We start from the raw sequence: 14,448 nt of genomic DNA, 5'->3' as shown, positions 1-14,448 counted from the left end.
CACGGCCGTGACCGACGCCGAGCAGCTGCCTGAGCGGCTCCGCCTCCGGGTGGTGGCGCTCGTGTCGGCCGTGCTGCCGTCGGTGACGCCGGTGCCGGCACCGCTGCGCAAGGTCGCCGGCTTCGCGCCCGCGCGCCGTGCCCGGCTCGGCGCTCCCGCCATCTGGGCGGCCCTCGCCGACGACGGGTTCCGTGCCCACGCTGCCGTCCAGGTCGCGGCCGTGCCTGCGGACGGCGAGGACCCCGTCGACGCCGCGGCGCGGGCGTGGCTCGTGCGTGACGAGGGGTGGGAGTCGCTCGTCCGGGACGTCGTCGCCGACCTGGAGCGCGCGGACGCCGAGGACGACAGGGTGCACGGTGACGTCGCCCGGCTCAGTGCGCAGGTCGCGGCGCTGCAGGCCGAGCTCGCGTCGCTCAGGGCGGACCACCGCAGCGAGGTCGAGGCGATGCGCGCCGACCACAAGGTGCTGCGCCAGCGGCTGGGCCAGGCGCGCACGGCCCAGCGCGACGCCGAGGAGCAGCGTGACCAGGCGCTGGCGGCCCGCGACGCCGCCGCCTCGGCCGCGGACGCCGCGGTCGCCGCCGCGGAGGCCGACGTACGCCGGATGCGCGCGCAGGTCGAGCAGGCCGAGGGCGAGCTCGCCGCGTCCCGCCGGGACGGGCGCGCCCAGCGCGACCAGGCCACCGTCCGGGCGCGCTACCTGCTCGAGACCGTGGTCGAGGCGGCCACCGGACTGCGGCGCGAGCTCGGGCTCCCGGCGGTCGAGGGCACGCCGGGCGACCTCGTCGAGGCCTCGCTGGCCGTGCCCCACGCCGCCCCCGCCTCCAGCGCCCCTGGGACTCCTGCGGTGCTCGAGCAGACCCTCGCGCTGCCTCGGGCCCGGCTGCTCGTCGACGGCTACAACGTGACCAAGCAGGCGTGGCCGACCGCCAGCCTCGAGGCGCAGCGGAGCCGGCTCGTGACGGCGCTCGGGCCGCTCGTGGCCCGCACCGGTGCGGAGACCACGGTCGTCTTCGACGCGGCGTCGGCGGCCAGCCGCACGGTGATGCCCGCCCCGCGCGGGGTCAAGGTCGTCTTCAGCCCGGCCGACGTCATCGCCGACGACGTGATCCGCCAGCTGGTGGCGGCCGAGCCCCGGGGGCGGGTGGTCGTCGCGGTGACCGACGACCGGGCCCTGGCCCAGGACCTCACCCGGTCCGGCGCACGCGTGCTGCCCACCTCGGCACTGCTCGGGTCGGTGTCCGCCTGAGGCGTCGTCCCGACGCGCCGCGACACGCCGGAGGGGGCGTTGTCGGTGGGCCCTGCCACCGTGTGGGACATGACGACACGGATCGACTGCGACACCTGCGTGGTGCGCGGCCTGCACTGCCACGACTGCGTGGTGAGCGTGCTGCTGGGGCCCCCGCCGGAGCTGACCATCGACGAGGACGAGATGGCCGCGCTCGACGCGCTGGCCTCCGGGGGACTGGTGCCGCCGCTGCGGCTCGTCGACCCGGTCGCAGGGCCGGTCATCGAGTCGGCCTGACACGCCCGTCGACGAATCGTGGTGAAGATTGGCGGGGCCCGCGATCCCGGTCTAGGGTGTCCCTGGCGCTCGTGGAAGTGGGTCACCCGGACCCGCGCGGGCGTCGCGCCGAGTTGCAGCCCACGTCCCCCGCACCACCCGTGGTCTGTGAGCCGGGGAACCACACTTCCCCCTGGGGTGAATCCCCTGTGAGGCGCACTGCGCGAGCGGTGCGTGGAGCAGGGGTAGGACACGTCGTGCCGAACCCGTCAGCTCACCCGGTAGGCGTACGACACCCCGAGGAGTTCCCCCGCTCGTGGCTCACACCCGCAAGCGAGCTGGCGCGACCGTGCTTGGTCTCTCCGCGATCGCTGCCATCGCTCTCGTGCCTGCGACCCCTGCGCAGGCCGACCCCGACATCAAGGACGTCAAGGCCAAGGTCGACCGCCTCTACCACGAGGCCGAGGCGGCGCAGGAGCGCCTCCACGACGCCAACCTCGAGCTCGCCGACCTCCGCCGCGACCTCGCCGGCCTGAAGGCCGACCAGGCCCGGCAGGACGAGCGGCTCGACGCCGTCCGCGACCAGGTCTCCGACGCCGTCGTGCGCCAGCTCGAGGGCGAGGGCATCTCGACCGTCGGGCAGATCGTGGTGTCCGAGGACCCGGGGTCCTTCCTCGACACGCTGTCGACGATGTCGTCCTTCAACGACCTCCAGGCATCGCTGCTCTCCGACTACGACACCGAGCTCGAGGCCCTCGAGATCCGGCGCGAGGCCACCGACGCCCGCACCACCGAGATCGCCGAGCTCACCGAGCAGCTGAGCACCGAGAAGGAGACGGTCGACGACAAGCTGGCCGAGGCCAAGAGCCTGCTCTCCGACCTCGAGGCCGAGGAGCGCGAGCGCCTGCTCGCCTCGCGCAGCGGCGTCTCCCGGATGCCCAGCTCGGTCCCGGCGTCCGGTCGCGCGGCCGCGGCCGTCCAGTACGCCATGGCCCAGGTCGGCGACGCCTACGTCTACGGCGCGATGGGCGAGAACGCCTTCGACTGCAGCGGCCTGACGATGCGCGCCTGGGCCCAGGCCGGCGTGTCCCTGCCGCACTCCTCGAGCGCCCAGTACGGCTCCGGCCCGCACATCGCGGCCAGCGACCTGCAGCCCGGCGACCTGGTGTTCTACTACAGCCCGATCAGCCACGTCGGCATGTACATCGGCAACGGCATGATCGTCCACGCCGCCAACCCCGGCACCGGCGTCGCCGTCTCGGGTCTCTACTCGATGCCCTACGTCGGCGCGGTCCGCCCTGGCTGACACGCCGACCTCGAAGGCCGGTCGTCCACTCCTGTGGGCGGCCGGCCTTTCGCTGTGCCTGGTGGCCACGCTGGCGCTCGCCCTGCTGCTGCGCGACCCGCGGCACGAGGTCGACACCGGCCCCGTCGACGTACCCCGCGCGAGTCCAGCCGAGGCCACGGCCGTGCTGCAGCACCTCATCATGGCGCTCCGCTCCGGTGACCAGCAGGCACTGGGCGCGCTCGCCCCCGAGGGCGACGACGCCGCGGCCGGCCTGCTCCGGGGCATCGGTCGCAACGCCGCCGCGCTCGACCTGCGCGAGGTCACCGCGCGCTACGTCGACCAGGCAGGGACGGTCACGCAGGACGGTGCCTGGACCGGGGTCGCCGAGGTCACCTGGCAGCTCGGCACCCATGACGCCGCACCGTCGCGGGCCGACGTCTGCGTCGCCTTCACGCCGTCGGGCGACGGCCTGGCCATCGCCGGCTTCGGCGGTGGCCCCGCCGACGGGCCGGGGCGCGTGCCGCTGTGGCTGCGCGGCGCGCTCGCGGTCGTGGAGGCCCCCGGCGTGCTGGTGCTGGCCGACGGGTCCCGCGCCGACGCCGCCGCGGTCGCCGCACGCGTCGAGACCGGCATCCGCGTCGTGCGCCGGGTGCTGCCCGGCTGGTCCGCTCCGGTGGTCGTCGAGGTGCCGGCCAGCGCCGCCGACCTCGACGAGACGCTCGGCGCCACGCCGGGGACCTACGCCGGGATCGCCGCGGTGACCACGACGGCAGGCACGCCCGAGCCCGGGGCCCCGGTCCACGTCTTCGTCAACCCGGAGGTCACCGCCGGCCTCCGCCGCGCCGGTGCGCAGGTCGTGATGAGCCACGAGCTCGTGCACGTCGCCACCGGCGCCGCCGGGAGTCCGGCCGAGCCGTGGCTGCTGGAGGGCTTCGCGGACTACGTCGCCCTGCGCGACGTCGACCTGCCCGAGTCGACGACGCTGGGCCGCGCGATCGACCTCGCCCGGCGCGACGGGGTGCCGCGCGCACTGCCCGCCGCCGCCGACTTCGACACCCGGGCCGCCGACCTCCAGGCGCGCTACGAGCAGGCGTGGCTGGCCTGCCGGGTGGTCGCCGAGCGGCTGGGGGAGCGCGGCCTCGTGGAGGTGTACGACGCCGCTGCCGCCGGCACGCCTGTCGGTCGGGTGCTCGCACGCGCCGGCCTGCCGCTGCCGGAGCTGACCCGGGCGTGGCGGACCCGCCTGCAAGACTTGGCCGGGTGAGCCGCCCGACCCCCCGTGCCCGCGACCGACGCGCGGCTGTGGGGGTGATGCTCCTCGCCGGCGCTGCCTTCGTCGTGACGGCTGCATGGCTCGTCCCGTGGGACCCCGTCCCCGGAGGGACGCCCGACCCGGTCCCGGTGGGGTCGGCGTTCACCGCTGCGGAGGTCGCGGCGGGGGAGCACTACGCCTCCTGGTCGCGGCTGTGGAGCTGGTCCGGGCTCGCGCTCCAGCTCGCGGTGGTCGGCGTGCTCGCCTCGTCCCGCGTCCGCGAGCGCCTCACGCGCCGGCTGCCGGGCCGCTGGTGGGTCCAGGTGCCGCTTGCAGTCGCACTCGTGACGCTGGTCCTCCGTGCGGTTGCGCTGCCCTTCGGCGTCGCGCTCCAGCAGCACCGCCTCGAGCACGGTCTCTCCACCCAGTCCTGGTGGGGCTACGCCCGGGACGTGGCCACCGGTGCCGCCGTCGACGTCGTGGTGACGTCGCTGGGCCTGCTGGTGCTCGTCGGCGTCGCCCGCCGGTGGCAGCGGGCGTGGGTGGTGGTCGCCGCGGCCCTCGCGGCCGCCCTGGTCGTGGTCGGCTCCCTGGTCTACCCGCTCGTCGTCGAGCCGCTCTACAACTCGTTCACGTCGCTGCCCGACGGCCGCTTGCGCACCCAGGTCCTCGCGGTGGCGGCGGAGGAGGGGGTGCCGGTCGACGACGTCCTCGTCGCCGACGCCTCACGACGCACGACCACGCTCAACGCCTACGTGTCCGGCTTCTCGGGGACTCGCCGCGTCGTGCTCTACGACACGCTCGTCGAGTCGCTGCCCGAGGACCAGGTGCTCTCGGTGGCGGCCCACGAGCTCGCCCACGCGCGCCACGACGACGTGCTCACCGGCACGGTGCTGGGCGCGTTGGGCGCAGCCTTCGGCGTCGGGCTGCTCGGCGTCCTCGTCGGCGGGGAGCGGATGAGGCGGGTCTCGGCGGTGCCCCTGGTGATGGCCCTGCTGGCCGTCGGCTCCCAGCTGGCGAGCCCGGTCGAGAACGGCATCAGTCGGCGCATCGAGACGCGGGCGGACGTGGACGCACTGAAGGCGACCGGTGACCCGGTCGCCTTCAGGGAGATGCAGGTGATGCTGGCACGGCGGTCCTTGGCGGACCCGACGCCGCCGGCGTGGTCGCAGTGGTGGTGGGGATCTCACCCCACCGTGCTGCAGCGACTCGCGCTGGCCGACGCCGTGGCACGGTCTGTCAGGGACTGAAGATGCCGGCCGGGATGGAGAACAGGGCGACGACGCCCTGGCCGAAGATCATCACGGCGCCGACGATGACGATGGCGATCATGGCGACCATCAGGCCGTACTCCACCGCGGTCGCGCCGCGCTCCTCCCGCTCGGGGAGCTCAGGAAGCTTCATGGCTTTCACCTCGTGATGGAAGACGAAGGCCGGTGCCGTGGACGACCACGGCACCGGCCTTCGAGAAACCGCGGGGATCTTCGATCAGATCGAGGCGGCGATGTTGCTGAAGAGGGTCTTCAGGTTGCCACCCAGGAGGGTGACGGCGCCGATGATGACGATGGCGATGAGGGCGACCATCAGGCCGTACTCGACCGCGGTGGCGCCACGCTCGTCGCGCTTGGCCTTCAGGTCCTGGACGAGCATGATGGTCATGAACTGGAGCTTCTCGATCATGTGATTCCCCTTGTAGAAAAGTCGGTGTTGATGAGTCCCGAGCCCACGAGGACCCGTCGAGGAATACTCTGCTCGACTTCCGCGGCCGACGAATCGGGTGAACGGCCGGTGCTGCGTAGTCCGATGTGACTATCTTGCGACCACCCTCGCCGACGCCCCGGGTGGCACGTCCGGAGAGGCCCGTCGGGTCAGCGCAGGGACCCGCCGGACGGGAGGTCGTCGAGCATGCCCATCCGCATCGCGGTGACCAGTGCCTGCGCCCGGTTGGCGGCGCCGAGCTTCTGGTAGATGTGCGTGATGTGGGTCTTCGCGGTCGACTCGCTGAGGTAGAGCCGGCCGGCGATGTCGCTGGTGCCCAGGCCCTCGGCGAGCAGCACCAGGACCTCCTCCTCGCGCCCCGACAGGCGCGGTGCGGCCGGGGCGGTGGCGCGTCGCATCATCGCGGCGCTCAGGCCGGCGCAGAGGAACGTACGAGGGGCCACGGCCGCGTGCTTGGCCGCGCTGACGACCTCGGACGCCTTGCTGTCCTTGCCGACGAACGCCGACGCGCCCGCCTCCATGGCCGCGAAGATCTGGTCGTCGCCGGCGTGCATGGTGAGCACCACGAGCCCGACGCTGTCGCTCTCGCTGCGCACGGCGCGCACGATCTCCAGGCCGAGCCCGTCGGGGAGCTGGAGGTCGGTGACGACGACGTCGGGTCGCACCTCGTGGAAGACGGACAACCCCTCGTTGACGCTGCCGGCCTGGCCGACGACGTGCATGTCGACGTCGCGCTCGAAGGCGCGGGCGAGGCCCTGGCGGATCAGCTCGTGGTCGTCGACCAGCATGACGGTGGTGCTCATGGGTGAGCACTCCTCTCTCGGACTTTGGTGGCGTGGTCGGTGTTGAGGTGGACGAGGGTGCCGCCGCCGGGGCGGTCGCACACCTCGAGCGACGCCCCGATCCCGGTGGCGCGCTCGGACATGGTCTGGAGTCCCCAGTGGCGGTCCTTGGGGCTGGCGTTGCCGACGCCGTCGTCCTCGATCCGCAGGTCGAGGGTGACGCCGTCGGTGACGAACTCGACCCACAGGTTGCGGGCGCGCGAGTGCCGGCGGACGTTGCCGATCGCCTCCTGGGCGATCCGGAGCAGCTCGCTCTCGGTCCGCGAGGACAGCGCCGTCCCGGACTCGTCGAAGCTGAGGTGCACCCGGAGGTCGGTGCCCGTGCTGAGGTCGCGCACGTACTCGGCGATCGCCCCGGAGAGGCGGCGGTCGGAGACCTGGTGGCGCAGGTCGAAGATGGAGTAGCGCAGCTCGCTGACCACCCGGCTGATCTCCTCGCGCAGCGACTCGGCGAGGGCGCGTGTCTCGGGCTCGTCGGAGACGGACTCGATCTCGTCGACGACGTAGCCGAGCGCGACGATCTCCTGGGCCACACCGTCGTGCATCTCGCGCGCGAGCCGGTTGCGCTCCTCGGAGGTCGCCATGCCGCGCACCTCGTCGAAGAGCACGGCCGTGTCCATCCGCAGTGCGAAGTTGTCGACGACCTCGGAGGCCTTCTCGGCGATGTCGTCCGTCCAGCGCAGGACGCCGCCGAGGACGAGGTAGCCCAGCGTGCCGTCAGTGCCGTGGATGGTGAGGACCCGCACGTCGGAGGACCGCGTCTCGGCGTCGCGGCGGATCTGGTCCTCGAGCGAGCCCACCTCGCCGTAGCTGGACAGCAGCACCAGCTCACCGCCCGTCGACCCGGTGAAGACCGCGGAGGCGACCGCGCCCGTGCGGCGGCGCAGGTCCGACTCGAGCTCGGCCGCCAGCTGTGCGGTGTCCAGGGCGACCTCCCCTCGGCGGGCGAGGCCGTGCAGCTGCGCCATCAGCTGGTGGGCGGCCTGGTACGGCGCCCGGCGCGCGTCCTGGTGGCGCAGCGAGCGTGACTGCCAGCTGGTCAGCATGCCGGCGCCCAGGCCGCTGAGCACCCAGGGGCCGGCGGCGATGAGGTCGGGGCGAGGGTCGCCGCCCGACGCCGCGGCCACGGCCGCGAGCACGCCCAGGGCACCGACCGCGGCCACGTTGACCGTGGTGACCAGTCCGTGGCGCAGCCCGGTGACGACGGGCGGGGCGGCGAGGTAGGCGTACAGCCCGGCCGACGCGTCGGCGCTGGTGAGCATGAGCGCCGCCAGCAGCATCTCCGCGGCCGCGGTCCACGACGTGCGGTTGAGCTCCGGCGTCCAGTCGAGGACGGCTCCGGCGCCGGCGATCACGACGAGCGCCGCCAGGAGCGGACCCGAGACGCCGGCGCGGTCGTCGGAGAGCACGACCCCCGTGGCGAGCGCGAGGGCGAAGACACGGATCGCCGTCGTGACCCGCCACGTGTACGGGAGGCTGCCCAGGGTGCCCGGCCTGTCCACCCGATCGGTCAGGCGCATCGGCTCACTGGTTCCCGAACGTCTCGGCCATCTGGATGCCGGCCGGGCCCATGATCACCAGGAAGAGGCAGGGCAGGATGAAGAGCACGAGGGGGATCATCATCCGCACCGGCACCTGCTGGGCCTTCTCCTCGGCGCGCTGGCGGCGCTTGGTGCGCATCTCGCCGCTCTGGATGCGCAGCACGCGGCCGATCGGGATGCCGAGGCTGTCGGCCTGCACCATCGCCAGGCAGAACGACTTGAGGTCGTCGAGCGACGTGCGCTCGGCCATCGCGCGCATGGCGTCGGTGCGCCCCACGCCGATGTTCATCTCCTGGAGCAGGCGGGCGAACTCGTTGGCCAGCGGACCGTCGGTGTTGCGGGCGACCCGGTCGACGGCGGCGTCGAAGCCGAGGCCCGCCTCCACCGAGACGGTGAGCAGGTCGAGCGCGTCGGGCAGCGCGTTGCGCATGAGCTTCTCGCGCTTCTGCCCGGCGTTGAAGAGCAGGATGTTGGGCAGCACGTAGCCGAACGCGGCCACCAGGGCCGTGCCGATCACGACCCGCACGAAGGGCCAGTCCATGCCCGCGATGTAGAGGAACCCGATCCCGCCGAACACGGCCAGGCCGAGGACCTTGAGGCCGATGAGGCGGTTGGCGTCCCAGCCGGGCGGGTTTCCGGCGACGTTGAGCCGGTACTCCAGCTTGTGCGCCGTGTCGGCCCGGGCCAGCTTGCGGCCGGTGCCGACCAGCTGGTCGCCGAGGGGGCCGAGGACCCGCTCGGCGAACGGCCGCTCGAGCTCGGTCTTGAGCATGTCGGGGGTGCTCTGGCTCATCGCCTGGATGGCGGCCACCGACCGGGCGACACCCCGGCGCTCCTTGCTGACCACGCCGATGATCGACATGGCCATCACGATCGCCAGGAAGATGAGCCCGGCACCGATCCACAGAATCATCTCAGACCTCCACCGTCGCGAGCTTCGCCATGGCGAACGACCCCAGCGCCAGCAGGAACCCTGCCAGACCGAGGATCACGTAGCCAGGGATCGTGGTGTAGAGCAGCCGGACGTAGTCCGGGTTGGCGAACGTCATGTAGAAGAAGATCAGCGGCGGCAGGCCGGTCAGGATGTAGCCGGAGAGCCGGCCCTCCGCGCTGAGTGCCTTGACCTGGCGGCGGAGGTACTCGCGCTCGCGCAGGGTGTCGGCCACGGTGTGCAGGATCTCGGCCAGGTTGCCGCCGACCTCGCGCTGGATGCGGATCGCCATGACGACCCAGGCGAAGTCGTCGCTCTCCATCCGCTCGCCCACGCCGTCGAGCGCGTCGGTGATGTCCACGCCGAGCCGCTGCTCGACCAGGGCGCGACGCAGCTCGCCGGCCATCGGCTCGTGACCCTCCCGCACGACGGTGTCGACCGCCTGGGGGAGCGAGAGGCCGGCCTGCAGGCCGCCGGCCATCAGGCCGAGGGTCTGGGCGAGCTGGGCGTTGAACGCGCTGAGGCGCCGGCTGTGCCGGATCTTGAGGTAGAGCCACGGCAGCACGGTGCCGAGCACGAGGCCGAGGATGCTCATCGGGATGCCGCCCATCAGCAGGCCGACGAGGCCGGCTCCGAAGGCGATGCCGACGTGGACGAGGATCCACTCGGAGGCGGTCAGCGCCGAGCCGGCGCCCGAGAGCCGCTGCGAGATGCGCGTCTCCATGTCGGCGCTGACGAACCGGTTGGCGACCGACACGGCCGAGCCCTTGAGGTCGGCCGAGCTGCTCGCCTTCCTCTTCGCCTTCGCGTCGGCGCCGGGGGTGCCGTTGAAGTAGGCCTCGAGCTGCTTGACCGACTGCGGCCGGTTGTCGCCCGCGCTGATGAGGGCGGTGGCGAGCAGGCCGAACAGTCCGACCGCGAGCGCGGCGGCGCCCAGGAGCATCCCGGTGTTGCCGATGAGGGCCTTGCCGGAGTCGACGACGTCGGGCACCGCGAAGCCCGGGCCGAGCGTCGCGAAGGCGGTGTCGTGGTACTGGGTGCCGGCGGACTCGACGACGACGTCGATGTTCGCGTCCTCGCCGCTGGCGTAGGGCGCCTCGAAGGTGACCAGCAGCTGCTTCGAGAGGGCCTCGGCCCGCTCGTTGAAGACCGAGGTGAGCACGGCGGGGTCGGCCGGGATGACCGATCCCTTGGTCTCGGTGGCCACGGTGGCGAGCTCGTCGGACTTCGCGCCCTGCACGAGGGAGACGACGTCGACGACGACGCCGGCCTCCTTCGCGTCGGCGGTCGCGACCTCGAGCGTCATGTCGCTGCCGGTGTCGGCGCCGTCGGAGAGGATGAGGAGGTTGCGGGACCCCTCGGCCTCGAGGAGCCTGACACCCTCGACGATGCCGTCGTACACGCTGGTGCCCTTGGCGAGCGTGACGTCGGCCAGTGCCTGGCGTACGGCGTCGTGGTCGACGGTGGGGGAGACCGTGCTGGTCACCTTGCCGGCGAACGCGACCAGGCCGATGGCGACGTCCTCCGGGGCGCTGTCGAGGAACGCGTTGATCGCGGTCGAGGCCGCGGCGAACTTGCCCTGGCCCTTCATGCTGTTGCTCGCGTCGAGGACGATCACGGTGGACCGGTCGATGTCGCCGGCGTCCACCAGCTTGGCCGAGGACTCCACGGCGCTGCCGTTGAGCTCGACGAAGACCTGCTCGGGGTCGACGGTGGTGCCGGCGGGCAGCCCGTCGGTCGACAGGAGCAGGTTGACGGTGCCGCGGTCGGTGTCGACGTGGTCGATGGTGATCTCGTCGTCGGCGAAGCTCGGCGCCCCGCCCGACAGGACCAGGGCGGAGGTCGCGAGCGCGCCGGCGACCCAGCGGTGCAGGACCCTCATCGGGCCCCGCCGACGGTGAACACGGCGGGGTTGAGGTGCACGCCGTGGTCCGCGAGCCGCTCCAGGAAGCGCGGACGCAGGCCGGTCGACTCCAGGCCGCCCTTGAACTTGCCCTGCTCGTTCATGCCGGCGGCGTAGTCGAACAGGAACACGTCCTGCGTCGTGATGATGTCGCCCTCCATGCCCACGATCTCGGTGATCGCGGTGATCCGGCGGGTGCCGTCCTTGAGGCGGGTCTGCTGGATGATCAGGTCGACCGCGCTGGCGACCTGCTCGCGGATGGCGCGCACCGGCAGGTCCATGCCCGCCATCAGCACCATCGTCTCGAGGCGCGAGAGCGCGTCACGCGGCGTGTTCGCGTGGAGCGTCGAGATCGAGCCGTCGTGACCGGTGTTCATCGCCTGCAGCATGTCGAGGGCCGCGGCGTCACGGATCTCACCGACGACCACGCGGTCCGGACGCATGCGGAGGGAGTTCTTCACCAGGTCGCGGATGGTGACCGCGCCCTTGCCCTCGATGTTGGGCGGGCGCGACTCGAGCCGCAGCACGTGGTCCTGCACCAGCCGGAGCTCGGCTGCGTCCTCGATCGTGACGATGCGCTCGTCGTCGGGGATGAAGGACGACAGCACGTTGAGGGTGGTCGTCTTGCCGGCGCCGGTACCACCGGAGACCAGGATGTTCAGCCGGCCGCGGACGCACGCCTCGAGCAGGTCGGCGGACGCGCGGCTGAGCGTGCCGAAGCCGATCAGGTCCTCGACGGTGTAGGGGTCCTCGGAGAACTTGCGGATGGTCAGCTTGGAGCCGTCCAGCGCCAGCGGGGGGATGATCGCGTTGACGCGGCTGCCGTCAGGGAGGCGGGCGTCGACCATCGGGCTGGTCTCGTCGACGCGTCGGCCGATCTTGCTGACGATCTTGTCGATGGTGCGCCGCAGGTGGGCCTCGTCGGCGAACGACGCGTCGACCTTGACGAGCTTGCCGCTGCGCTCGACGTAGATGTCCTCGAAGGTGTTGACCATGACCTCGGAGAGGTCCGGGTCGCGCAGCAGCGGCTCGAGGGGGCCGTAGCCGAGGATGTCGTCGGCGATCTCCTGCGAGATGCGGGACTTGTCGGCCGACGACATCGGCATGTCGACCTCGGCGAGCGTGGTCTGCAGGGCCAGGCGCACCTGCTGCTCGAGGTCGGACTGCGTGAGGTGGGCGTCGTACAGCGTCGGGCCGAGGGTGCTCACCAGCCGGGCGTGGACGACCCGCTTGAGGTCCTTGTACGGGTCGTTGCCGTTGCGGGCCACTGCCGCGCGGCGGCGACCGGCGGCGCTGGACTCCGACGTCGTGGCCGGGGCGGTGGTGGTCGTGGGCGGCGGGCCCGCCGCGGGGGCCGCGGCGGGGTCCGCGGTGCGGGTGCGCGATGCGGCGGCGAGCCGGTCGGTGAGACTCATGTCAGCCCTTCCTCATGCGGAGACGGCTGGCCTTGCGGCCAGAGGCGGCGACCGGGTCGCCGGCGGCCGAGGCGTGCGCCTGGGCCAGGGTGGAGGCGAAGGTGGTGAGCGCCTTGCTGTTCTGGTTGCCGGGGTAGGCGCTGACCAGGGCCTCGCCGCGGTTCACCGCAGCGAGGACCTCGCGGCTCGACACCAGCGTGGCGTCGGCCTTCAGGCCCAGGGTCGCCTCGAACTCGGCCTGGGTCAGGCCCACCTTGGCGTCGACGCGGTTGAGCACGAAGCTCCACGACTCGCGGGCGAAGTTGAGCAGGTCCAGGGTGCTGGTCGCGAGCTTGACGCCCTTGAGCGCCGGGATGTCCAGCGTGCCCACCAGGATGATCGTGTCCGACCGGTCGAGCGCGGCGAGGGCCTGGTCGTCGAAGACGCCCGAGGTGTCCACCACGACGAAGTCGAACATGGCCTTCAACCCGTCGAGGAGCTGACCGATCTCGTCGGCGGTGGCCTGGTCGGGGGAGTCGAGGTGCACGGGCGCGGCGACGACCGACAGGTGCTCGGAGTGCGTGGTGAGCAGCGACTCGATCGCACCCTCGTCGATGCCACCGCGGAAGCTCACCAGGTCGTTGACGTTCCGGCTCGGCGACAGCTGCAGCATGATCGCCACGTCGCCGCTGTTGACGTCGAGGTCGACCAGGCAGACGCGGTGCTTCTGCTGGGCCAGGGCGACCGCGGTGTTGACCGCCACGAGGCTCTTGCCCACGCCGCCCTTGGTGGAGAAGACCGTGAACAGCTTGCCCTGTGGCCCCTCCTCGGCGACGCGCTGCGCCTCGGCCTCGGCGACGAGCCTGGCCTTGGCCTGCTCGGCGGCGGCCTGGACCTCCCCGAGCATGGTCTGCCCGATGGCGCTCGCCACCGAGCGCGCCCGCTGGACGGCGGTGGTGATGCCGGCGAGGTCCTTGCTCTGCACCACCTCGCGCATGCCACTGCGCAGCGCGAGGGAGAGGGCGTTCGCGTCGACGGTGTCGCGCAGCAGGATCACGCCGAGGTCGGGACGGTTGACCCGCGCCCACTGGGCGAAGGCGGTGGCGTCCTGGGTGGTGATGCTGGGGCCGATGACCACCGCGAACTCGTGCGGGTTGTCCTGGATGTTCGACGACAGGTCCTCGACGCTGCCCACCCCGGCGGAGCCGTGGAGCATGGCCTGCAGGAGGGCTCGCTGGGTGGCGTCGGTCTCGAGAATGACAGTCATGATCAGGCCGTCGGGATCGCGGGGGCGTCGGGGACGACCATCTTGCGATCGGTGCCCTTCTCGTCGCGGGTCTTGGTCTTGTCGGACAGGAGGCCGACGTTGAGCTCACCGAAGCGGTCCGCCCAGATCAGCTTCTCCGACTCCTTCTGGGTCAGCGCCAGGGTGAGGATGGTCTTGGGGACCTCCTCGATCGTCTGCGTGCCCTCCTCGTCGGTGGTCGTCCGCGAGGTGGTGGAGGTCTGGCCGACGCCGATCACGGTGGCGCGGTTGAGGATGATGCGGGTGTACGACGAGTCGGTGACCGTGACGAACACGGCGACCTCGGAGCCGGGGTTGACGAAGCCCGCCACCCGCTCGGGGTCGGTGAGCTCGACCGACACGGCGAGCTTGTCGTCGGGGATGACGAGCGTCTCGGTGTCGCCGACGTTGCCGAACTTGTCCGCGATCAGCTGCTCGCCCGGGTAGATGTTCCCGGTGGCGACCAGGCCGGTGACGCTGGTGGAGGAGGACAGGGCGCCGGGGACGAGGTCGTCGCGGCGGATCTCCCTCTTCTCGAACTTGCCGGCCTCTTCCGCGGCGGCGACGGACTCGCCCGCGTTGACGATGTCCTTGGCGACCAGGACCTCGACGAGCTCTTGGCCCTCGGTGGCCCGGTTGTCGATGCCCTGCACGTACATGACGATCAGCAGGGTGCCGACGAGGGCCGTGACGATGGCCAGGGCGAGGAGTACGGAACGACGCGCCATCAGGCATTCCTTCGGTTCAGGGATCCACGGGGGTGGATTCGCTCAGCAACGTGCCGGGAGG

Annotated in this window: 14 protein-coding genes and 1 riboswitch; of the genes, 5 read left to right on the top strand and 9 right to left on the bottom strand. The window is 72.2% G+C overall.

Annotated elements, in window-relative coordinates:
* Nucleotides 1-7: 7 nt before the first annotated feature.
* From Q9S36_RS26530 to Q9S36_RS26510, 5 genes are all read left to right on the top strand, one after another.
* Nucleotides 8-1,249 (top strand): NYN domain-containing protein, encoded by a 1,242-nt coding sequence (locus Q9S36_RS26530; RefSeq protein ID WP_311287834.1) that lies wholly within the window; start codon nucleotides 8-10, stop codon nucleotides 1,247-1,249.
* A gap of 69 nt (nucleotides 1,250-1,318) precedes the next feature.
* On the top strand, nucleotides 1,319-1,525 hold the full coding sequence (locus Q9S36_RS26525) for a hypothetical protein (RefSeq protein WP_311287833.1): 207 nt from the start codon (nucleotides 1,319-1,321) through the stop codon (nucleotides 1,523-1,525).
* 117 nt (nucleotides 1,526-1,642) lie between these two features.
* Nucleotides 1,643-1,811, top strand: a riboswitch (cyclic di-AMP (ydaO/yuaA leader).
* A 78-nt stretch (nucleotides 1,812-1,889) separates the two neighbouring features.
* Nucleotides 1,890-2,810 carry an NlpC/P60 family protein gene (locus Q9S36_RS26520; protein WP_311287832.1) on the top strand — a complete coding sequence of 307 codons (921 nt, stop codon included), beginning with the start codon at nucleotides 1,890-1,892 and terminating at the stop codon, nucleotides 2,808-2,810.
* Between the two features lie 61 nt (nucleotides 2,811-2,871).
* Complete coding sequence (locus Q9S36_RS26515) at nucleotides 2,872-4,056, top strand: hypothetical protein (RefSeq protein ID WP_311287831.1); 1,185 nt, start codon at nucleotides 2,872-2,874, stop codon at nucleotides 4,054-4,056.
* On the top strand, nucleotides 4,053-5,294 hold the full coding sequence (locus Q9S36_RS26510) for a M48 family metallopeptidase (RefSeq protein ID WP_311287830.1): 1,242 nt from the start codon (nucleotides 4,053-4,055) through the stop codon (nucleotides 5,292-5,294). The genes Q9S36_RS26515 and Q9S36_RS26510 overlap by 4 nt, the downstream gene beginning before the upstream one ends.
* Here Q9S36_RS26510 and Q9S36_RS26505 read toward each other — a convergent pair.
* From Q9S36_RS26505 to cpaB, 9 genes are all read right to left on the bottom strand, one after another.
* Nucleotides 5,284-5,448, bottom strand: a complete 165-nt coding sequence (locus tag Q9S36_RS26505; protein WP_311287829.1) for a Flp family type IVb pilin — start codon at nucleotides 5,446-5,448, stop codon at nucleotides 5,284-5,286. The two genes, Q9S36_RS26510 and Q9S36_RS26505, sit on opposite strands and share 11 nt — an antisense overlap.
* Before the next feature lie 84 nt (nucleotides 5,449-5,532).
* A complete protein-coding gene (locus Q9S36_RS26500) occupies nucleotides 5,533-5,724 on the bottom strand; it encodes a Flp family type IVb pilin (protein ID WP_311287828.1) in 192 nt (63 codons plus the stop codon).
* 188 nt (nucleotides 5,725-5,912) lie between these two features.
* Nucleotides 5,913-6,566, bottom strand: a complete 654-nt coding sequence (locus tag Q9S36_RS26495) for a response regulator transcription factor (protein WP_311287827.1) — start codon at nucleotides 6,564-6,566, stop codon at nucleotides 5,913-5,915.
* Complete coding sequence (locus Q9S36_RS26490; RefSeq protein ID WP_311287826.1) at nucleotides 6,563-8,125, bottom strand: histidine kinase; 1,563 nt, start codon at nucleotides 8,123-8,125, stop codon at nucleotides 6,563-6,565. Before Q9S36_RS26490 ends, Q9S36_RS26495 begins: the two co-directional genes overlap by 4 nt.
* 4 nt (nucleotides 8,126-8,129) lie before the next feature.
* Complete coding sequence (locus Q9S36_RS26485; RefSeq protein WP_311287825.1) at nucleotides 8,130-9,059, bottom strand: type II secretion system F family protein; 930 nt, start codon at nucleotides 9,057-9,059, stop codon at nucleotides 8,130-8,132.
* A gap of 1 nt (nucleotide 9,060) precedes the next feature.
* Nucleotides 9,061-10,959: a type II secretion system F family protein gene (locus tag Q9S36_RS26480; RefSeq protein ID WP_311287824.1), complete on the bottom strand. Its 1,899-nt coding sequence runs from the start codon at nucleotides 10,957-10,959 to the stop codon at nucleotides 9,061-9,063.
* On the bottom strand, nucleotides 10,956-12,395 hold the full coding sequence (locus Q9S36_RS26475; RefSeq protein ID WP_311287823.1) for a CpaF family protein: 1,440 nt from the start codon (nucleotides 12,393-12,395) through the stop codon (nucleotides 10,956-10,958). Before Q9S36_RS26475 ends, Q9S36_RS26480 begins: the two co-directional genes overlap by 4 nt.
* A 1-nt stretch (nucleotide 12,396) precedes the next feature.
* Entirely contained in the window at nucleotides 12,397-13,641 is a 1,245-nt protein-coding gene (locus tag Q9S36_RS26470; RefSeq protein ID WP_311287822.1) for an AAA family ATPase, read from the bottom strand.
* Between the two features lie 2 nt (nucleotides 13,642-13,643).
* Nucleotides 13,644-14,387, bottom strand: coding sequence for a Flp pilus assembly protein CpaB (cpaB, locus tag Q9S36_RS26465; RefSeq protein WP_311287821.1), 744 nt, complete (start codon nucleotides 14,385-14,387; stop codon nucleotides 13,644-13,646).
* Nucleotides 14,388-14,448 lie beyond the last annotated feature (61 nt).

It is taken from the genome of Microbacterium sp. ARD31, assembly GCF_031844425.1.
This window is presented reverse-complemented; position numbering and strand designations above follow the sequence as displayed.